Annotated in this window: 19 protein-coding genes and 1 pseudogene; 12 read left to right on the forward strand and 8 right to left on the reverse strand. The window is 70.6% G+C overall.

What is annotated here, in order from left to right:
• The 4 genes and pseudogenes from ACG2DA_RS07920 to ACG2DA_RS07935 form a co-directional block, all read left to right on the forward strand.
• Positions 1–457, forward strand: a pseudogene (locus ACG2DA_RS07920) (hypothetical protein); the annotation flags it as partial.
• Between the two features lie 170 nt (positions 458–627).
• Positions 628–1656, forward strand: coding sequence for a M28 family metallopeptidase (locus tag ACG2DA_RS07925; RefSeq protein ID WP_395255014.1), 1029 nt, complete (start codon positions 628–630; stop codon positions 1654–1656).
• A 107-nt stretch (positions 1657–1763) separates the two neighbouring features.
• A complete protein-coding gene (locus tag ACG2DA_RS07930) occupies positions 1764–2309 on the forward strand; it encodes a hypothetical protein (protein WP_395255015.1) in 546 nt (181 codons plus the stop codon).
• 10 nt (positions 2310–2319) lie between these two features.
• A complete protein-coding gene (locus ACG2DA_RS07935; protein WP_395255017.1) occupies positions 2320–3120 on the forward strand; it encodes a tyrosine-protein phosphatase in 801 nt (266 codons plus the stop codon).
• Here the strand turns inward: ACG2DA_RS07935 and ACG2DA_RS07940 are convergent.
• The 3 genes from ACG2DA_RS07940 to ACG2DA_RS07950 all read right to left on the reverse strand — a co-directional run bounded on the left by ACG2DA_RS07940 (position 3051) and on the right by ACG2DA_RS07950 (position 5846).
• Positions 3051–3437 (reverse strand): PLD nuclease N-terminal domain-containing protein, encoded by a 387-nt coding sequence (locus ACG2DA_RS07940; RefSeq protein ID WP_395255018.1) that lies wholly within the window; start codon positions 3435–3437, stop codon positions 3051–3053. The genes ACG2DA_RS07935 and ACG2DA_RS07940 overlap by 70 nt on opposite strands.
• A 79-nt stretch (positions 3438–3516) precedes the next feature.
• The gene (locus tag ACG2DA_RS07945) at positions 3517–5046 is read right to left on the reverse strand and encodes a sulfatase (protein ID WP_395255019.1); all 1530 of its coding nucleotides are present in this window, start codon (positions 5044–5046) and stop codon (positions 3517–3519) included.
• Between the two features lie 101 nt (positions 5047–5147).
• Positions 5148–5846, reverse strand: coding sequence for a flavin reductase family protein (locus ACG2DA_RS07950; protein ID WP_395255020.1), 699 nt, complete (start codon positions 5844–5846; stop codon positions 5148–5150).
• 64 nt (positions 5847–5910) lie between these two features.
• On the opposite strand from ACG2DA_RS07950, the gene ACG2DA_RS07955 reads away from it, so the two are divergent.
• From ACG2DA_RS07955 to ACG2DA_RS07965, 3 genes are read left to right on the forward strand one after another with little or no spacing between them, the layout of a single operon-like run.
• Complete coding sequence (locus ACG2DA_RS07955) at positions 5911–6432, forward strand: hypothetical protein (protein ID WP_395255022.1); 522 nt, start codon at positions 5911–5913, stop codon at positions 6430–6432.
• Positions 6433–6447: 15 nt separating this feature from the next.
• A complete protein-coding gene (locus ACG2DA_RS07960) occupies positions 6448–7107 on the forward strand; it encodes a hypothetical protein (RefSeq protein ID WP_395255023.1) in 660 nt (219 codons plus the stop codon).
• Positions 7108–7120: 13 nt separating this feature from the next.
• Positions 7121–7549, forward strand: coding sequence for a DUF6915 family protein (locus tag ACG2DA_RS07965; protein WP_395255024.1), 429 nt, complete (start codon positions 7121–7123; stop codon positions 7547–7549).
• Here ACG2DA_RS07965 and ACG2DA_RS07970 read toward each other — a convergent pair.
• The 4 genes from ACG2DA_RS07970 to ACG2DA_RS07985 all read right to left on the reverse strand — a co-directional run bounded on the left by ACG2DA_RS07970 (position 7514) and on the right by ACG2DA_RS07985 (position 11661).
• Complete coding sequence (locus ACG2DA_RS07970) at positions 7514–8620, reverse strand: hypothetical protein (protein WP_395255025.1); 1107 nt, start codon at positions 8618–8620, stop codon at positions 7514–7516. The two genes, ACG2DA_RS07965 and ACG2DA_RS07970, sit on opposite strands and share 36 nt — an antisense overlap.
• A gap of 136 nt (positions 8621–8756) precedes the next feature.
• The gene (locus ACG2DA_RS07975; protein ID WP_395255026.1) at positions 8757–9209 is read right to left on the reverse strand and encodes a cupin domain-containing protein; all 453 of its coding nucleotides are present in this window, start codon (positions 9207–9209) and stop codon (positions 8757–8759) included.
• Between the two features lie 20 nt (positions 9210–9229).
• Positions 9230–11188: a methyltransferase domain-containing protein gene (locus ACG2DA_RS07980; RefSeq protein ID WP_395255027.1), complete on the reverse strand. Its 1959-nt coding sequence runs from the start codon at positions 11186–11188 to the stop codon at positions 9230–9232.
• Positions 11189–11304: 116 nt separating this feature from the next.
• Positions 11305–11661 (reverse strand): hypothetical protein, encoded by a 357-nt coding sequence (locus ACG2DA_RS07985; RefSeq protein ID WP_395255028.1) that lies wholly within the window; start codon positions 11659–11661, stop codon positions 11305–11307.
• A gap of 98 nt (positions 11662–11759) precedes the next feature.
• Between ACG2DA_RS07985 and ACG2DA_RS07990 the strand changes: the two genes are divergently transcribed.
• The gene (locus ACG2DA_RS07990; RefSeq protein ID WP_395255029.1) at positions 11760–13796 is read left to right on the forward strand and encodes an NAD(+) synthase; all 2037 of its coding nucleotides are present in this window, start codon (positions 11760–11762) and stop codon (positions 13794–13796) included.
• Between the two features lie 16 nt (positions 13797–13812).
• On the opposite strand, the gene ACG2DA_RS07995 is transcribed toward ACG2DA_RS07990, so the two are convergent.
• Positions 13813–15333, reverse strand: coding sequence for an MFS transporter (locus ACG2DA_RS07995; RefSeq protein ID WP_395255030.1), 1521 nt, complete (start codon positions 15331–15333; stop codon positions 13813–13815).
• Positions 15334–15512: 179 nt separating this feature from the next.
• On the opposite strand from ACG2DA_RS07995, the gene ACG2DA_RS08000 reads away from it, so the two are divergent.
• From ACG2DA_RS08000 to ACG2DA_RS08015, 4 genes are all read left to right on the forward strand, one after another.
• Positions 15513–16565, forward strand: coding sequence for a substrate-binding domain-containing protein (locus ACG2DA_RS08000; protein WP_395255031.1), 1053 nt, complete (start codon positions 15513–15515; stop codon positions 16563–16565).
• Positions 16566–16684: 119 nt separating this feature from the next.
• Positions 16685–17005 carry a four helix bundle protein gene (locus ACG2DA_RS08005; protein ID WP_395255049.1) on the forward strand — a complete coding sequence of 107 codons (321 nt, stop codon included), beginning with the start codon at positions 16685–16687 and terminating at the stop codon, positions 17003–17005.
• Positions 17002–18594, forward strand: coding sequence for a sugar ABC transporter ATP-binding protein (locus tag ACG2DA_RS08010; RefSeq protein WP_395255032.1), 1593 nt, complete (start codon positions 17002–17004; stop codon positions 18592–18594). Before ACG2DA_RS08005 ends, ACG2DA_RS08010 begins: the two co-directional genes overlap by 4 nt.
• The gene (locus ACG2DA_RS08015; RefSeq protein ID WP_395255034.1) at positions 18591–19577 is read left to right on the forward strand and encodes an ABC transporter permease; all 987 of its coding nucleotides are present in this window, start codon (positions 18591–18593) and stop codon (positions 19575–19577) included. Before ACG2DA_RS08010 ends, ACG2DA_RS08015 begins: the two co-directional genes overlap by 4 nt.
• Positions 19578–19613: the final 36 nt, after the last annotated feature.

The raw sequence follows: 19613 nt of genomic DNA on the forward strand, positions 1-19613 counted from the left end.
CGCCCTGTGGGGCCTGGGCATCGTCGCCGGGGCGCTCCCGGCGATCGGCCCGGTGATCGCCGGCGGCGCCCTCGCCGCCGTCGCCGCCAGCGCCGCCGGCACCGCCGCGGCCGGCGGGCTGATCGGCGCCCTCGTCGGCTGGGGCATCCCCGAGGAGGAGGCGAAGTACTACCACAACGAGTTCGAACGCGGCCGCACCATCGTGACGGTCAAGTGCGGCGAGGACCGCTGGGACCAGGCCCACCGCATCCTCGACCAGACCAACGCCTTCGACTACCACCGCCGCGAGACGGAGCACGCCACGAACCCCACCGCCGCCCAGCGGTACAACTACGAAGGCGAAACCGTCGAACGGCGGACCTTCGACGACGCCAACTACGACACGGATTATGAAGTGTCCGGCCAGGTCGACCCGGTGACCGGCGCGGACCGCACCGCGCGGAACCGGCCCCGCTGAACCGGTTTCGCCGAACGCGATTCCGTCCCGTCGCCTCGCCGCTCGCCCCCCCGGAGGCGACGAGCGATCCGCCGCCCCGGTCGCCGCGAGCGACCGGGGCGGTTTGCTTCGTGGCGTCGCAATCGGCCCGAACCGCCCCCGGCCCGTCGGACGGTCGCTAAACTGCCGGCATGCTCCGCCGCCCGCTCCCGCTCGCCGTCCCGCTGTTCGTCCTGACGGCCGTCGCTCCCCTCGCCGCGGCGCAAAGCGATTCGACCCCGCAAACCGCCGACGGGACGCCGGCGGGGGTGAAAGCGCCGCTGGTGTCCGTGGAGCGGCTGAGGGCGGATCTGCGGTGGCTCACGTCGTTCCCCACCCGGCACACCCTCAGCGCCCAGAACGTGGAGGTCGCCCGGGCCCTGCGGGAGAAGTTCCGGGCGATGGGCTACGAGGACGTCGCGCTGGAGGAGTTCTCCGTTCGCCGCACCACCCGGTTTAACGTCGTGGCGACGAAACGGGGCGAAACGCGGCCGGAAGAGATCGTGGTGCTGGGGGCCCACTTCGACAGTCGGAATAAAGACGACGCCGACGCCCGCGGCCCCGCCCCGGGGGCCGACGACAACGCCTCCGGCACGTCGGCGGTGCTGGAGATCGCCCGGCAGTTGGCGAACGTGCCGACGGCCCGCACTGTGCGGTTCGTGCTGTTCAGCGGGGAGGAACAGGGGCTGGTCGGGGCGACGGCCCACGCGGAGGCGCTGAAGGCCGCCGGGGCGAACGTCGTGCTGATGGCGAACCTCGACATGATCGGCCACTCCTCCCCGCCCGGCCCGAACGGCGACGCCCCGCCGCCGACCTTCCCCGAGCGCACCGCCGCCCCGGACGCCGCCGGCGCCCGCCGCAGCATCTACGTGGAGTCCGACCAGGGGTTGAACAGTCCCGACAACGACGCCGCCTCGAAGCGGTGGGGCGATCGGCTGGAGCAGATCGTCTACGGCTACGGGCTCGGCGTGAGCCGGGGGCCGCTGTACGGCACGGACTACCTGCCGTTCGAGACGGCCGGCTACCCCGCCGTCGGCCTGTACGACGGGGCGGACACGGAGCCGTTCTATCACAACGCCGACGATCTGCCCGCGGTCGTGGACGCGGACTATCACGCCCGGGCCGCCTCCGCGACGCTGGAGTTGATCAAGCTCGCGGCCGGCACGCCGGACGCCCCCTGACGGTTTTCCGGGACCGCCGGGGAACGGCCCGCGATCGCTGGCGAAGCGTCAGCCCCCCGGTTCATGCTGGGCGCTCCCGTCTCCCGACCGACTCACGGTCCCCCGCGATGCTCGCCCCTCCGGCCGCCGCCGCTCCGGTTCCGCTGCTCGCCCCGCCGCCCCTCGTCTGGCAGCGGCCGGTCGCCGATCCCGAGCAGCTGGCGGCCGCCCTGGGGGCCGGGCTCGCCGTCTTCATCGTCGCAGGGCTGATCGGCCTGGCGATCGGCACGCTGATCGGGGCGGTGTTTCTGCGGCTGGCGGCGTCCTGGGTGGTGAAAAAGAGAATCCCGTTCGGCGACGCTTTCGTCACGATGTTGGCGTCCACCCTCGCCGCCGCGGGGATCACGTTCGTCCTGGGTTTGGGCGTCGGCTTTATCGGCGGGGTCGCGGACGCGCCGCAGAGTTTGGGCCTGATCCTCAACGTGCTGGCCCTGCCGATCCCCTTTCTCATCCAAGCGTGGGTGATCGGCAAACGGCATGATCTGTCCTTCAGGCAGGCCCTGCTGGTCACGCTGGTGACGGCACTGCTGGGCTTCGTCGTGGGGGTGGTGATCGCGCTGGTCCTCCTCGCCGCGGCCCTCGTGCTGGGGGCCGCCGTCGGCGCCCGTGGCTAAGTTCGGCGGGATGCGCACGCCGACCGACCCGCTCCGCCGGGTCTTCTACCCGCTGACGTTCGGCGCCCTGGCGGCCGCGTGCGGCGGGCATGCGACGCGGGGCGGGCTCTGGTGGGCGCTGCTGTGGCCGGCGGCAGCGTTCGCGGGGGCGGCGCTGATCTACGTCGTCGGACGGCCGGGGTGGTTCGGCAAGCGGGCGGACGGCTCCCGGAACCTGCTCGCCGCGGCGCTGTTCGCCCCGTACTCCTGGGCCGCCCTCGCCGCGTGGCACGGCCACCGGCGACTCGGCGGCGGGGCTCGGGAGGAGGGGGCGAGGTGCGACCGTTTGCAGGAGAACCTGCACCTCGGCGGCCGCCCGTTGCGGAACGGACTGCCGGCCGCGGTGCGGGCGGACGACCGGGCGGTGATCCTCGATTTGACGGCGGAGTTCCGCGACGTCCCCGCCGTGCGCCGCCGGCCGGGCTACCGCTGCGCACCGATCCTCGACGCCGCGGCCCCGGACGCGGCCGACCTCCGCGGGGTCGTTTCCCTGCTCCCCCCGCCCGGCGGAGCGCCGGCGCTGATTCACTGCGCCAACGGCCGCGGCCGCACCGGGCTGGTCGCCGCGGCGTGGCTGCTGGCCCACGGCGAGGCGGACTCCCCCGACGACGCCGTCCGGCAGGTGCAGGCCGCTCGCCCCCGCGTCCGCCTGCTGCCCCGCCAAGAGGCGGTTCTGGAGGCGTTCGCCAAGGCGCCGGTTCGTCAGAGCGTATCGTCCCGCTTCACGGCGCCCGCCCCCCCGGACCCGCCGGGGGAACGGCCGACGAAGTAGTAAACGATCGCCCCCAACACACCGGTGAACAGAACGACCAAGATCCAAATCAATTTCATCGTCCCGTCCAAGTCCTCCCGTTTGATGATGTCGACGAGGGCCCAGATGAAGGCGATCACGCTGGCGGCAGCGAGCGCCAGCACGACCAAACCGCAGAGCCCCCCGCCGAGCAGTCCGAGCGCCCCCGCGTCGCCGTCGACCTGTACGGCGTTGGGTTCTCCGAAGTCGTTGTCGAAGCCGTTGTCGAAGTCGCCGTCGACTTGGGCCAGCGGCGGGGCGAGGGCGAGGGACAGGGCGAGCAGCGGGGCGGCGAACATCGGGGGGCCTTTCAGCGGGGGAAAACAAAGCCTCAACGAGCGGGAGCCGCCGCCGGTTCACCTCCGGCGGGCTCAAATTTCAATCCGGCTCAGAAAACTCCTGGAACGCCTCCCAGCCGTGGGTGGCCCGGCCGGTGTAGCGGTAGTCGTCGAACACCCAGGCCCGGCCGGTCATCCGGGGGTCGCCCTCGGCTTCGAGCAGTTCGTACATCCGGTCCCGCAGCCGGGTTTTCGCGCCGCGGTGGGCGGGATCGCCCGCCAAGTTCTTCATATTGTCCCGGTCCGCCGGCATTTTATACAGCTCCTCGGCCGGGCGCTTGCCGAAGGACAGGCGGTAATACTGATTAAACCGCCGGGTGAGGGCGGACTTGGTGGGGCTGTCGTCCACGTTGCGGTAACCGGTCTCCGGGTTGCCGGCGGGCCAGCGGTCTGGGGTGAAGTTGCGAATATAGAGGTAGTCCGGCGTGCGGATCGCCCGGACGGGATAGCCGACGTCGTTCGGCCGGCCGACGTCGTGCCGCTCCTTGCCGACCAGCATTTCGTCCGCCCCCTCCCGCAGTTTGCCGCCTTCGGAGGCGCCCAGCAGGTCGGTCATGCTCTTTCCCGTGAAGGAGTCCGACCGCGGCAGTCCGGCGACGTCTAAAAAGGTCGGGGCGAAATCGCGCACGTTGACGAAGTCCTCCACCGTCCGCGACCCGGTCCCGTCGCCCGCCGTCACGCCCGGCCCCATCACGGCCAGCGGGAGGTGGAAGCCCCACTCGTAAATCTGCCCCTTCACGCGGGGGAACGGCATGCCGTGGTCGCTGGTGACGACCACCAAAGTGTTCTCCAGTTCGCCGCGTTCCTCCAACAGCTTGAGAGCCCGGCCGAGGTGCTGATCGACGTATTCCACCTCCAGGGCGTAATCGACGAGGTCCTCGCGGATCTCGCGGGTGTCCGGGTAGAAGCTGGGCACGTCGACCTGGGCGGGGCTCTTGCCGGCCTTTACCCCGCTGCCGAGTTCGTAGGCCCGGTGCGGTTCGTACGTGCCGAGCCAGAAGTGGAACGGCTTCGCCGGGCCGTCGCCGGCCTCGGCGTCCCGCTCCTTCAGGAAGAGATCGAAGTTGCCGGCGTAGTCGCAGGCGGACATCCCCCCGGCCGGCGGCTGGGTGCGAGCTTTCTGATACGCCGGCCCGGCGGGATTGCGTTCCCACCCGCCGGCCTCGTAGTCGCCGGGCCCCCAGCCCTTGCCGGTGTAGCCGATCTTATAGCCGCCCTCCTCCAACAGATCCGGGTACGCCGGCCAGGTGTTGGGGAAGACGCCGAAGTGGTTGATCGCCTCGCCGGTCTGCCAACTGTTCCGGCCGGTGAGGATGCTGGCCCGGCAGGGGCTGCACTTCGGGTTGCTGGTGAACGCGTTCTTGAACAGCGCCCCGTCCTGGGCGACGCGGTCGAAGTTCGGGGTGTTCACCCAGTCGGTCCCGTAGGCGCCGGCGTGCGGCCAGCCCCAATCGTCGGCGATGACGAACAGGATGTTCGGCCGCTCGTTTCCCCCCCGGGCCTCCTGGGCCGTCGCGGCGGGGGCGAGCGCCGCCAGCAGGGCGGCGGCGGTCAATAACGAACGAGACATCAACGCACTCCGATCAGCGGGAAGGACCCGCTGAGTGTGAGAGGCCCCGGACGGCGATGCAATCGGACGCGGGTCGCCCCGCCCCGGTGGCCGTCGCGGCCTCACCCCGGCCGGTCGAGTTGAAACAGGGCGTCGCCGCGCCCGTCGACGTACCAGTCGCCGCCCAGCCGGCCCAGACCGCCGCAGGCCCGGCTGTCGAGGGAGGTCAACTCCCCGGCGGCGTTCAACAACGATCGGTCGACGTGGGCGTGCACCACCTCGCCGATCACATAGTTCGCCGCCCCCGCCCCCGAACCGTGCGACACGATTTGAAAGAGCCGGCACTCCAGGGCGAACGGGCTGCCCGCCACGCGGCCGGGCCTCACCACGGCGGAGGGCCGCGGGGACAGGCCGGCGGCGTCCCACTCGCTCTGCCCGTGCGGCAGGTCGGCCGCGGTGGCGTTCATTGCCGCGGCCTGGGCGCGGGAGGCGAGATTGATCACGTACTCGCCCGTCTCGCGGATGTTGCGGAGGGTGTCCTTCTCCCGCCCGCCCCCGCCGCCGTTGGGCGAGAATACGACGCTGGGCGGGTTCTGCCCGCCGACGTTGAAGTAGCTGTACGGGGCGAGGTTCGGCCGCCCGTCCCCCGACAACGTGCTGACCCACGCGATCGGCCGCGGGGCGACGGCGTGCGTGAGCAGGGCGTACACCTCCTCCGCGGAAAGCGAACGCGGGTCGAACGCGACTGTCGGGCCGCTCTCGGAGGACGGAAAACCCTCGGGGGACGGGTCGTCGGCGGCCGGTTGTGCGGGAGAGGTCATCGCGGCATTTTGGGCCGGAGCGTCCATTCCTCCAGGTCGATCGCCAGGCTCCCCAATGCCGTTCATGCACGTGCCCGCGGAGATGGCCGAGGAATACGGCGACGATCCCGCCCAACTGCCCGGCGGCGCGAACCCCGATAAAATCATTGCCGGCAAGGGCTTTGATTACTACGGCGGCGGCGAGGGGCTCACGCGGGGGAGTTCGTTCGACCCGGCGTCGCTGGACTTCGACGGGACGCCGCTGTCCGGGTTGATCGCCAAGTTGCGTTCGCTGGGCTACTCCGCGGTCCGTATTCAATACGACGGCGGGTGGGACGAGGGCTTCGCCCACTTCGACGCCGCCCTCGCCCCGGAAGGGACCGCCGACGACGCCAAAACGGTGGCGGCCCGCCTCGATCCGGCCGACGGGGACCTCGAAGAACTGGCCGAGGGGCTGGCGGTCCGGCTACTCGGTCAGTCCTACGGCACCGGCGAGTACGAAATGTTCGGAGCCTTCACCGCCGACCTCGCCAACGGCGCTCTGACGGACCTGCCGGACGCCGAGCCGCACGAGCACGCGGTCGTGCGTCAGTCCTACGACGCATAACGTGGGGCAGCTCCGATGCCCTACTGGTGCGACTTCGAAACCGACGAGCCGCCGGAGACCCCGGACCGGGTGATCGACGGCGAACCGTTCCTGTACCACCCCACCGCCGGCCCGGACGGCCCGGGACGAACGGCCGATCGGTTCGACCCCGCCGCCCTGCCCCGCGACCGGCCCGGGGACGCCGGCCGGCTGCTGGACTGGCTGCGGTCGATTGGCGCGACGGCGGTGCGGGTGACATTCGACGGCGGCAACGACGAGGGGTTTGGCCGGTTCGAAGCCGCGCTCACGCCCGACGGGGAGCTATCCCGGACCGAGTTGGCCGAGCGCGGCGCCGTGGACGGGACCGGGGCCGCGATCCGGGCGGCGCGGACGCGGGAAGGCGATCTGTGGGGGCCGGCCGAATATGTGACGGAAGCCCTGTGGAATTTCGCGGAAGAACTCGTCGGGCTCTATCTGGGTCATCCCGGCTGGGGCAATGGCCCGTTCCTCCTGTTCGGGGCGTTCGAGGCGGACCTGACCATCGGTTGCTTCACAGACCTGCGCGACGTCGAGAAGCCGGACGAGATTTGGTCCAGCGATCTCCCGCCCCAGTTCCCGCCCGGGTATCGCCCGCCGTCCCCGCCGCAGACTCGCGGGGGGCTGGCGGCGTTCCTGCGCAGATTGTTCGGACGTTAAAGCGAGCCTGTCGATGGCCCACCCGTTTCACCACGCTGAACGCTCCGCCCGCCTGTTCGGCGGCGTGGCCGACGATTACCTCGAACTCCACAGCTGGTTCGACGAGTCGAAGGCCCACCTGCCGGACCTGCGGCACCGGGCGTTGCGGCACCACTCCGAGGGCATCTTTCTCGCGGAGAAACTCTTCGGCGTCACCCTGACCAACAGCGACGGCAAGCGGGTGCCGACGCGGCTGGTGGGCGAGCAGCACGTCAAAGACGACCTCGGCCGCATCCCCACCGTCGCCGATTGGCTGACGAACCTGCAAATGCAGCCCTGGATGCTGCGCACCCCCTTCCGCCCCTCCTCCGCCGCCCGGCGGGAGCCGACTTCGGACGAGGCCGCTTCGCCTGCAGAACCGACGGGCTCAGCCGTCGCGGCGAGGGTGGCGAACCCGCAGTAGTTCCGCGGGAGGCTCCGTGCCGTCTTGGGCGATGAGGCGGACGGTCGGCCGCGGGGGGGCGGAGACGCCGTCCTCGCACCGCGTCACCCGCCAGGGCACGTCCTGCTCCGGATTCGCCGCCCCGCCGCCGGGCACGGCGCCGGCGGGGGCCGGGCCGGGGACGACGTCGCCGGTTTTCGCCGGCCAGCCGTTCAACAACTCCAGCGAAAGGTTCCGCAGCAGGCCGTCGGCGTCGTTCAGGTCCCACTTGTCGGTGCGGAGAATTAATTCCACGTCCGGCAGATCGAGCTGACCGTTCCCGACGGTGTCCATCACGCTCCAACCCGTCTCGTCGACGCCGCTCTCGGCGAGGAAGGCGTCCGCCTTCATCAGCCGCACGTTCCCCCACAACGGCAGCGGCGGGACGCGGTGCGTCTGGTGGAAGGCGATCGTCTCCCGGAAGGTTTCCTTCGGCCAGACCGTGCAGCCGGTCGGGTTGAAGTAGCAGAGGGCGCCCGGCAGATCGAGGAAGCGGTCGGCCAGGAACGTGGCGAAGGTGAGTTCGTGCAGCGGGCTGTAGTCGTCCGGCAGGGCCGGGTCCTCCACGTCGCTGCCGACGGCGTAGGTGGTGAGGATGCGGACGAACGCCCGGTGCCTCGGGACGACCTCGGCGGCCTCCGGCCAGTGCCAGGCCTGATCGACGGCGCTGGCGAGGTTGTCCGGGAAGGCTCCCGGGCCGAACTGCCCGCCGGCCCAAGCGGCGAACAGGGCCATCTGGCCGTCGGTCGCGTCCTCCGGGTCGCCCATCCCGTCCGGCCACGGGACGTTGACCACGTCCACCGCCGCGACGCCCCGGTCCGCCGAGGGCATGTCGCCGTTGGGGTGCTTGGGGGGGAACGGCACGAACAACCGCGGCCCGTAGGCGTCGGCCGGGTGCCGGACGAGCCCGGGGTCGTCGCCGTCCAGCGGATCGCCGGCCACCCGCGTCAGCCCGGCGTCGTCGCCGCCGAGCAGGTCGGCGACCGCATCGAGCGACGCCGGCCGGTCCAGCAGCACGGCGGCGGATTGGGTGAACAGGCCTTTGAGCGGCACGGCGTCGGGTCTCTCGGTCGCGAATCGCCCTGATCCTAACCCGAAGCGTCAGCGAGGGCGTCCGCGTAGTCGGACGCTGGATCGTCCGACGCCCTCGCTGACGCTTTGGGTTGGTGTCCGATCCGTCCTGAACCGGTTACGCCACGGCCGGGGCGAGCAGGCGGGCGAGTTCCGGAGCAGCGGCCGTCAGCGGGGCGGCGGGCGGGTCGTTCTCGTGGAGCATCGCAAAGTCCGCGAAGTCGAATCCGGGCGCCACCGTGCAGCCGACCAGGGCGTCCTCCCCCAGCGGCTCCGCCGCCTGCCAGACGCCGGCCGGGACGACGCAGCAGAAGCGGTTCTCGTCGGCGGACAGCTCCACCGCCTCCGGCTCGCCGCCCTCCTCCCACAGCCACAGCCGCAGGGCGCCGCGGTAGAGGTTCCACACCTCGTCGCTGGTCACCCGGTGCCAGCGGCTGACCTCCCCGGCGGCGAGGTGAAAGTAAATGTGCGTGCACGCCGCCCGCTCCCCGCCCCGCACCGTGTCGGCGGACCGGAAGACTTCCCGGTAGCGGCCGCCTTCAGGATGCGGGAGCAGGTCGGCGGGCGTCATGGGGGCTCCGGTGCGGGAGGTCAGGCGGCGGGGACGGTCCGGGGAACTGAACCTTTCTCCGCCCCCGCTTCCAGCCGGTCGACGGCCGCTTCGAGGATCATGCGGAGCATGTCGGCGTAGGAGTACCCCGCCATGCCCGCCTGCAAATTGAACTTGCCGTCCCACACCCAGCCGGGATTCGGGTTCACCTCCAACAGGCGGGGCACGCCGTCGGCGCCGCAGCGGAAGTCCATGCGGGCGTAATCCCGGCAGTCCAGGCGCCCGAACAGCTTGAGGGTGTGGTCGATCATCGCCCGCCGAGCGGGCTCCGGCAGCTCCGCCTCTTTGAATTTCAAATCGTTCCAGTAGGGCGAGGCCGGGTCCCACTTCGATTCATAGCCGAGAATCTTCGGCAGGCCCTCCGGCAGGGCGGAGTAGTCCACTTCCAACACCGGCAGCACGGTCATGCCCACGCCGGGGTTGCCGATCACGCCGACCGTATATTCCGGTCCGGTGAGGAACTCCTGCACGAGAATCGCCCGGCCGGGCCACTCCCGGCGGATGCGGTCGGCGGCGGCGAGCAGTTCGTCCGGCGTGTGAACCACGCTGCCGGCGGTGATGCCGATGCTCCCGTCCCCCCGGGCCGGCTTCAGCAGCGCCGGGAAGGCGCTCGGCAGGTGGGCGGCCTGGTCGTCGTGCTCCAGAATCGTCTGGGAGGGAACCGGCACGTCCAGGTCCTCCGCCACCGCCCGCACCGTCGCCTTGTCGTAGCAGACCGCCAGGCAGGCGGGCGGGCAGCCCGTGTAGGGGACGTTCAACATCTCGAGCAGCGCCGGGACGTGCAGCTCCTTGAGGGCGTCGTTCTCGAACCCTTCGTCGCAGAGGTTGAACACGAACGCCGGCGGGTCGCTCAGCAGATCGCCGATCAGCTTGGAGTGATCGTTCCAGAACTTGAACGAGAACCCCTTCACCTCCGCGAGGGCGTCTTTGAGCTTCTGAATCGTCTCCAGGTCTTCTTCGTTGAAGGTCCCGCCCAGCTTGACGGAGTCCGGCAGGCGGGGGTCGCCCATCAGCACGGTCACCTCCCGCACGGCCGGTTTCTTGCCGGCGGGGGCCTGCGGGCGGCGGGGAGCCTCGGCGGTGAGCACCAGCCGGCGGGCCATCATGCCCAGGTCGCCGCGCTCGCTGGTCGCCTCCACGGCCCCGTGACGGCGGACGCGGGCGAACCCGGCCTCCCGCAGCAATTCCGCGATCGCCTCGGCGGTGTAGAGCCGTTCGGCGTAGAACTGGTCCGCAATTACCCCGCGTTCGGCGTGCACGACGACCTCCCGGCAGACCAGCCGGTTCCGGTCGGCCGAGAGCGTCCGCTCCCGGCAGACGAGGTGATCCCCGTCGATCCACTCCCAACTGCGGCGCTCGAAGGTCTCCGCGAGCCAGCGGCCGTCGGTCAGTTCCAACGCCAGCGTCCCGCCGGGGGCGAGGGCGGTCCGCACGCGGTCCAGCACGACGCGGTCGTCGTCGGCCCGTTCAAAGTAGCCGAAGCTGTTGCCCAGCAGCAGGATGCGGTCGAAGCCCTCCTCCGGCACGCGGAACCGGCGGGCGTCGCCCTCCCGCAGGGTGATCGACAGCCCCGCCGCCGCCGCCCGCCGCCGGGCCAGCCGCACGAGATACCGGGACCGATCCACGCCCGTGAGGTTTTGAAAACCCCGCCGGCCCAGTTCCATCAGGTGCCGGCCCTGCCCGCAGCAGAGGTCGAGGATGCGATGCTGCGGTTCGAGCCCGGCGGCCTCCACAATGAGGTCCACCTCCCGGGCGGTGGCGGCGGCGTCCTCGACGACGTCGCCGTCGGTTTTCAGATACAGGGCGTTAAAAAGACCCCGCCACCACTCTGCGGGCAGGTGTCGTTCCAGGTCTTGAACCGGCCCCAGCGTGCGGCGGGTCGGGGCGGCGACGGCGGGCGAGGCGGTCTCGGGGGCGGACGAAATCGAGTCGGCGGACAACGACGTGGCGTCAGAAGAAAGGGGGCGAATGACCGGCCGCGCAGCGTGCCTGCGCGCGGTCGGTTTGCCAAGCGCGGGGGACCTCGCGGGTCGCCGGCCGGGCCGGTTCCCGTCTCCTATTCCCGGTCCTTCTCGGTTCGAAGCGTCGCCAGCAATCGGGCGATCGTTTGGTGATGTTCCTGCGTCTGTCGGACCACGAGCGTTTTCTTCGGTTCGGCCGGCGGTTCGTCGGCCTCGGAGAGGAACGAACGCCTCGGCTCGACGACTCGGACGGAACCCGGCCCGCCGTACGTCGCCCAGGCGTCGCGATCGATCGCAGCCACGATCTCCTCAGCCAACTTCCAACTCGCCTCCTCGTCGCCCCCCGTCAGATCCCCAATCGGATAGGCCTTAGTGACGACCAGCGGCGCCTCGTCCGCCGCCGGGGCGGTCGGGGTCATGAGGGCGAGCGTCAGCGTGCAGAGGACGGACATCGGGTTCTCTTTCCGTGAGGGGGCGGCGGGACCGCGTCGGGAGCCGGCCGGAGCTTATGATCCCCCCCGCTCCCGCCCCAGATCGTTTTCGACCGCCGATGCCCGCCGCCCTGCCCCACGGCACGCTCCGCCTCGCCGCCGCCGCCCCAGTCGTGCACGTCGCCGATCCGGCGGCGAACGCCCGGGAGATTCTCAAGGCGCTGGAGCCGCACGCGGAGGCGGACGCCGTCGTCCTGCCGGAACTGGCCCTGACCGGCTACACCTGCGAAGACCTGTTCACCCAACGCCCGCTGCTGGACGGGGCCGTCGAGGCCCTGCTGCGGATCGCCGCGGAGTCGCTGAACCCGGACCAGCTCGTCGCCGTCGGCCTGCCGCTGGCGGTGGGCAATTCGCTGTATAATTGCGCCGCGATCTTCGCCGGCGGCCGCGTGTTGGGCGTCGTGCCGAAACAGCACCTGCCCGGCTACCGGGAGTTCTACGAGCCCCGCCGCTTCACCGGCGCCGACGGCAGCGAACCGAAGACGGTCCGGCTGGGCGGCGAGGAGGTCCCCTTCGGCATCGACCTGCTGTTTCAATGCACCGCCGACGGGGAAGCGATTCCCGGGGCGGTCGTCGGGGTGGAGATCTGCGAGGACCTGTGGGTCCCGACCCCGCCGTCGGCGTTTCAGGCCCTCGCCGGGGCGACGGTGTTGCTGAACCTGTCCGGCTCAAACGAGACGGTCGGCAAGGGCGAATATCGACGGCAGCTCGTCCTCGGCCAGAGCGCCCGCTGCGTGGCCGCCTACGCCTACGCCGGCGCCGGACCGACCGAAAGCACCACCGATCTAGTACTCGGCGGAGAGTGCCTGATCGCCTCCAACGGCGGCCTGCTGGCCCAGGGCGACGCCTATATTCTCGGCGACGAGAAGAACCGCACCGGCTGGCGGGGGACGGTGAACGTCTCGGCGGAGGCGGACGTGGAGAAACTGCTCCACGACCGCCGCGTGATGACCAGTTTTCAGGAGGACCGCCGCGTCGGCACCTTCGAGTATCGCACCGTGTCGGTGCCGATCACGCCGGCCAAGAAGGCGACGGCGGTCGTCAACGGCACCCCGTTCGTGCCCCGCAGCGGGCCGGAACTGGCCGAACGCTGCCGGGAAATCTTTAGCATCCAGTGCTGCGGGCTGGCGAAGCGGCTCTCCCGGCTGGGCGAGAACACCCCGCTGCAAATCGGCGTCTCCGGCGGGCTGGACAGCACCCTGGCGTTATTAGTCGCCTGCAAAACGCTGGACGGATTAGGGCAGAGCCGCGAACGCATCCACGGGCTGACGATGCCCGGCTTCGGCACCACGGAGCGCACCCGCACCAACGCCGACGCGTTGATGGAACAACTGGGCGTGACCGCGGACGCGATCGATATTCGCCCGCTCTGCCTGGACGCCTTCCGCGGCATCGGGCACCAGCCGTTCGGCATCGACCCGACGGCCCTCACGATGGAAGAGTTCGAGGCGAAGCTCCAAGAGATCGACCCCGGCGCCGGCGACCTCACCTTCGAAAACGTGCAGGCCCGCATCCGCACGTTTCTGTTAATGAGCCGCGGCTTCGTGCTGGGCACCGGCGACATGAGCGAACTGGCCCTCGGCTGGTGCACCTATAACGCCGACCACATGAGTATGTATAACGTGAACTGCTCCATTCCGAAGACCTTGGTCGCCTTTCTCGTCCGGCACGCCGCGGACACGGAGTTCGACGGCCCCGCCCGCGACACGCTGCACAGCATCGCGGACACCGTCATCAGCCCCGAACTGCTCCCGGCCCGCTCCGACGAGGAGACCGGCGACGCCATCGCCCAAAGCACCGAGGACGCCCTCGGCCCCTACGAGCTGCACGATTTCTTCCTCTACCACGTCGTCCGCAACGGCTTCGCCCCGGACAAAATCCTCGCGATGGCCGAGCGGGCCGAATTCCGCGGCGAATACGAACCGGCCGTGATCCGCGAGACGCTCAAGACGTTCTATCGACGCTTCTTCCAGAACCAGTTTAAACGCAGCTGCGTCCCCGACGGCCCGAAGGTGGGCACGGTGAGCCTGAGCCCCCGCGGCGACTGGCGGATGCCCAGCGATGCGGAGGCGGACGCGTGGCTGAAGGAATTCTGAGCGTCCCCCCGACGAATTACTCCGCCGGTTCGCCGTCCGGTCCGGCGGCGGTCTCCGCGGCGGGGTCTTTTTGAATCGACGGTCGATAAAGGAAGGCCACCGGCAACAGGATGATTCCCGCGGCGAGCACGGCGAGGTGATAGCGAGCGTCCGGATCCGGCAGCCCCGGGGCGGCGGGGGGTTGGGAGCCGTCCACGACCCCGGCGAGGGCCGCGTAGAGGCCGGCGCTGGCCACGATGCCGATCCAGTTGCAGAAGTTCATCGCCCCGATCATTCGCCCCTTCAACGCCTCCGGCGGTCGGATCTGCAAGAACACCTGCAGCGGCACCGCGAACAGCCCGGCGGCCAGTCCCAACACGAACATCAGCGGCCACAGCGGCCACGCCTCGAGCGTCCAGCCGCCCAGCGCGTCCGGCAAGGCGACGGGGCCCGGCACGCCGGCCCAGATCACCGCGGACACCCCCAGCCCCGCGGCGAACACCCCCGCCGCCCCGATGCGGACCAGCCCGAACCGCACCCGGCCCCGGCTGAGACGCCCGGCCAGCACGCAGCCGGCGGCGATCCCGAACCCCACGCAGGCGTTGAGGAAGCTCGGCAGCGTTTCGCCCCCGCCCAGTTGAACCTTGCCCAACGCGTTGACCGCCGGCTGCACCAGCCCGCCCGCCAGCCAGAACAGCGAACTGACCAACAGCGCCCCCGTGAGGGTTCGATCGGACTTCAAAACGCCCCACAAACTGCGGTGGATCACGAGCGAACTGACGTCGAACGGCAACCCCGGCTCCGCGATCGGGGTGCGGCGAATGAATAAAGACGCAATGGTCCCCGCAATTGCGATCCCGACGCAGACCAGCGACACCTTCCAGAGCGGTCCCAGCCCCTCCGCCAACGCCTCGCCCAGCGACGCCCGCAGTTCCGCCAACGCCTCCCCGCCAAGTTGGCCCAACCCCTCGAATCGGGCGAGGGCGGCCGGCTCCCCGGCGGCAACGTCGGCCGCCAGGCCGGTTGCGAACGCCTCCTTGAGCAGGCCCGCGGCGACGGTGCCGAAAATGATCGCCAGGAACGTGGTCATCTGAACCAGCCCGTTAACCTTCGGCAGGTCTTCGCCGCGAAATAATTCCGGGAGGATGCCGTATTTACTCGGGCCGAAGATCGCGCTCTGCACGCTCATCAGGGCCAGCACGCCGAACAGCAGGGCCAGCATCCGCCCCAGCGAATCGCCGCCGGCCCAAAACGCCGCCGCCCCCAATAGCATCACTAGAATTTCCAAGACTTTGCAGCCGACGACGACCGCCCGCTTCGGCCAGCGATCCGCCAACCAGCCGGAGATCCCGGAGAACAGCACGAACGGCACCGCGAAGATCGCCAGCGCCGCCCCCTGCCGGTCGTCCCCGCTGGCGAGTTTATAATCCAGACAGATCAGCAACACGAGTTGCTTGAACAGGTTGTCGTTGAACGCGCCCAGCAACTGCGTGACCAGCATCCCCCAGAACGACCGGTCCTGCGTGAGGGGCGGCGGGGGCGAATCGGACGGGGGCATGCGGGCGTTCTCGGAAGCGACGCGCTCTGGGGCGATGCGCTCGGCGGCGGGGCGGCGGACGGTAACGGAAAGAGGCCGTTTCCCGCCGCCCCGACCGGCCCTTCAGACGCGGACTCGCTTGATGCCCCCCTCGCCCCCGCCGGAGACTGCCCCGCCGTCCTCGCCCCCGGAGCCTCGCCGTGATCCGCCGCCTCGTCCTGCCGTCGTTCGCCCTGCTGCTCGGCCTCGCCGTCGGGTGTTCCTCCAACGACGCCGGCTCCGACGGGAGCGAGGCGGGGGCGGAGACCGTCTCCGTCGCGGTGATCCCCAAGGGCACCACGCACGAGTTCTGGAAAAGCGTCCACGCCGGCGCCCTGCAGGCCGCGGAGGACCTCTCGACTCCGGAACGGCGGATCGAGATTCAATGGAAGGGCTCCCAGGAAGAAAGCGACACCGCGGGGCAGATCCGCGTGGTGCAGAACTTCCTGACGCGCGGTGTGGACGGCATCGTGCTGGCGCCCAACGACAGCGGCGGGCTGGTGGACGCCGTCGCCGACGCCGCCGGCGAGGGCGTGCCGGTGGTCATCTTCGACTCCGGCCTGGACCCCGCCGCCGCGGACGCCGGGGCGGAGACCGTCTCGTTCGTCGCCACCGACAACTTCATCGGCGGCCGCAAAGCCGCCGCCCGCCTCGCCGAAGCGATGGCGAACGCCGAGGGCGACGGCCAACCGGGCGTGATCCTGCTGCGCTACAAGGCCGGCAGCGAATCGACGGAGCAGCGGGAAGAGGGCTTCCTCGCCGAGCTGCGGGAGAATCACCCGGACGTGGAGATCCTTTCCGCCGACCAGTACGCCGGCACCACGCCGGAGGAGTCGCTCGCCAACGCCACGCAGGTGTTGCAGCGGTTCGAAAGCGAATTCGAGAACCGCCCCGGCGGCATCTTCGCCGTCTGCGAGCCGAACGCCGACGGCGTGCACCGGGCCCTGAAAGAACTGGGGCTGACGGAGGAGGTCTCGTTCGTGGCTTTCGACCCGAACGAAACCTTGGTCGCCGGCCTGCGGGACGGCAGCGTCGACGGCATCGTGCTGCAGGACCCGGTCGGCATGGGCGACAAAGCGGTCCGGGCCCTCGTCGCCCACCTCGACGGCGAACCGGTTGAGGACCGCATCGACACCGGCGTCACCGTGGCGACGCCGGAGAACGTGGACGACCCGGCCGTCGCCAAACTGCTGAACCCGCCGCGGGCGGAGTGATGGGATCCGGGAAGGAGGGAGGAGGAAAGGGGGAGGGGGACGGAGAGATTCCCCCGCGGAAGCGGTATGTGCAGCGTCACACGGAGTTGGAGGCGTATAAAATTGGATTTGCGACCGCGATGCAGATCTTCGAACTGTCGAAGACCTTTCCTCAGGAGGAGCGATATTCGCTCACGGGTCAGATCCGCCGGTCGTCCCGCTCCGTCTGTGCAAACATCACTGAGGGATGGCGGAAGCGACGCTATCCGGCGTCGTTCGTCAGCAAAATGAACGATGCGGAAGGAGAAGCGGCCGAAACTCAGACATGGCTGCATTTCGCCGTGAATTGTAAGTACGTCACGGCGGAAGCGGGCCGGGAGCTTTACGAAGCGGAAGAAAGCGTGATCCGCCTCCTCGTCGCCATGCAGAACGATCCGGACCGCTGGACCCGCCCGCGATGAGCGATCCCCCTCCCCCCTCCCCCATCCCTCCTCCCCTGTTGGAGATGCACGCCGTCTCCAAGCGCTACGGCCCCACCGTGGCGTTGGACGACGTGAGCCTCGCCGCCCGGCCGGGGCGGGTGCTGGCCCTCATTGGGGAGAACGGGGCCGGCAAGAGTACGTTGATGAAGGTCCTCGCCGGGGCCGTGCGGCCGGACGCAGGGACCATGACCCTCGGCGGCGCCCCCTACGCCCCGGCCGGGCCGACCGCCGCCCGGGCGGCCGGGGTGGCGATGATTTATCAGGAACTCAACCTCGCCCCGGATTTGTCCGTCGAGGACAATCTCATGCTCGGCCGGGAACAGGCCCGGTTCGGGTTCCTCAGCCGCAGCGAACAACGCCGCCGCTGTCGGGCGGCGCTGGAGAAGCTGGGGCACGGCGAGCTGGACGTCCGCACGCCGGTCGGCCGGTTGCCGGTGGGGACGCGGCAGGTGGTCGAAATCGCCCGGGCCGTGCTGGACGAGGCCCGCGTCGTCGTGTTCGACGAACCCACCTCCTCCCTGCCCCGGCGGGAGGCCGAGGCGTTGTTCAAGGTCATCCGCACGCTAACGGACGGCGGGGCGGCGGTGATTTATATCAGCCATTTTCTGGAGGAGGTGCGGACCGTCTGCGACGACTACGCCGTCCTCCGCGACGGCCGGGCGGTCGGGTCGGGCGAATTGAAAGACGTGACGGAGCCGGACCTCGTCGCCCTGATGGTCGGCCGCACCGTGGACGACCTGTTCCCCCGCGTGCCGCACACGCCCGGCGAGCCGCTGTTGCGGGTCGAGTCGCTCACCGGGGCCGACCGCGTGCCCAGTGATGCGTCGCTCACAGTGCGGAGAGGAGAAATCCTCGGGGTCAGCGGGCTGATCGGGGCCGGCCGCACGGAACTGCTGCGGGCGATCTACGGGCTGGACGCCGTCCGCAGCGGCCGGGTCACGGTCAGCCGCGCCGGGGGCGAGACGGCGCCGGGCGCCGGGCCGCGGGGGCGGATTCGCAGCGGCGTCGGCTTCGTCTCGGAGGACCGGGCCGGCGAGGGACTGATGCTCAACCGCACGCTGGCGGAGAACGCCACGCTGGGCCGGCTCGGCCCGCTGTCGAAGGGGGGGCTGCTCAACCCGGCGGCCCCGAACCGGGCGACGGCGGCGCTGATGGACCGGCTGGGCGTGAAGGCCCGCGGCCCCGGGCAGGCGGCGGGCGAACTGAGCGGCGGGAACCAACAGAAAATCGCCGTGGCCCGGGTGCTCCATCAGGACAGCGACGTCTGGCTGCTGGACGAACCGACCCGCGGCATCGACGTCGGGGCCAAAAGCGATCTCTACCGCCTGATGGGCGAGGCGGCCGCGGCCGGGAAAGCGGTCGTGTTCGTCAGCAGTTATCTGCCGGAACTGCTGGCCGTCTGCGACCGCGTCGCGGTGATGCGGCGGGGGGAACTCGTCGCCGTGCGCCCCGCCGCCGAGTGGACCGCCGAGTCCGCGATGGCCGCCGCCGTGGGCGCGGACTCCGTGGGCGCAGACAGCGGCGCCGGCGACACTGAGCCCTCCCCTTCCAAACCGAAAGCCCGATGACGACGGCGTCCCTCCGCTCCGCCCTCGCCGCCGCCGGGCCGGCGCTCGCCCTGCTCGGCATCGTCGCCGGGTTCGCGTTCTTCGACTGGCAGCAGGACGGCGAATCGACCTTCCTCACCCTCCGCAACCTGCGGGTGGCGATCGCCGACGCCCTGCCGGTCGCGGTCGCGGCGCTGGGGATGACCGTCATCATCGCCGCCGGCGGCATCGATCTGTCCGCCGGCACGATGCTGGCCCTGTGCGCCGTCGTGCTGGCGGCGGCGTTGAAGGCCGGTTATTCCGCCGGCACGGCGGCGCTGTTGGCGGTCGCCTGCGGGGCGGCCTGCGGGGCGTTGAACGGGGCGCTGATCGCCTCGCTGGGGGTGGTGCCGTTCGTGGTGACCCTCGGGACGCTGGGGGCCTTCGAGGGGGCGGCGAAGATCGTCGCCGATGAAACCACGGTCCGCCCGGCCCGGAGCGACATCCCTGAGTGGCTCGGCCGCCTCACCTCCATTCAGGGGGACACGCTGGCGCTCGGCCTGCCGCCGGGGGCGTGGGTCCTGCTGGCGCTGGCCCTCGCGGTCGCGGCCGTGCTGCGGCTGACGGTGTTCGGCCGACACCTGTTCGCGGTGGGTTCGAACGAGAAAACGGCCCGGCTGTGCGGCGTCTCCGTCGGGTGGACGAAGGTCGCGGTGTACGCCCTCGGCGGGCTGCTGACCGGCGCCGCGGGGGTGATGCAGTTCTCCCAACTCAACGCCGGCAACCCGACCAGCGGGCTGGGGATGGAATTGAAGATCATCGCCGCGGTGGTGATCGGCGGCGGGTCGCTGGCCGGCGGCCGCGGCGGGGCGTTCGGCACGCTGACGGGGGTGGCGATCGTTTCCGCGATCGAGAGCGGCGGCTTTCAGCTCGGCTGGAGCAACCCGGTTCAGCAGATCGCCCTGGGGGCGATCATCGTCGCCGCCGTCGCCGCCGACCGGGCCCGGGCGCGGTCCGGGGGCTGAGGCTGGGGGATCGTCTGGAAAGGGGACGGGAGGAGC

Source organism: Alienimonas sp. DA493, from assembly GCF_043951915.1.
Taxonomy (GTDB): domain Bacteria; phylum Planctomycetota; class Planctomycetia; order Planctomycetales; family Planctomycetaceae; genus Alienimonas.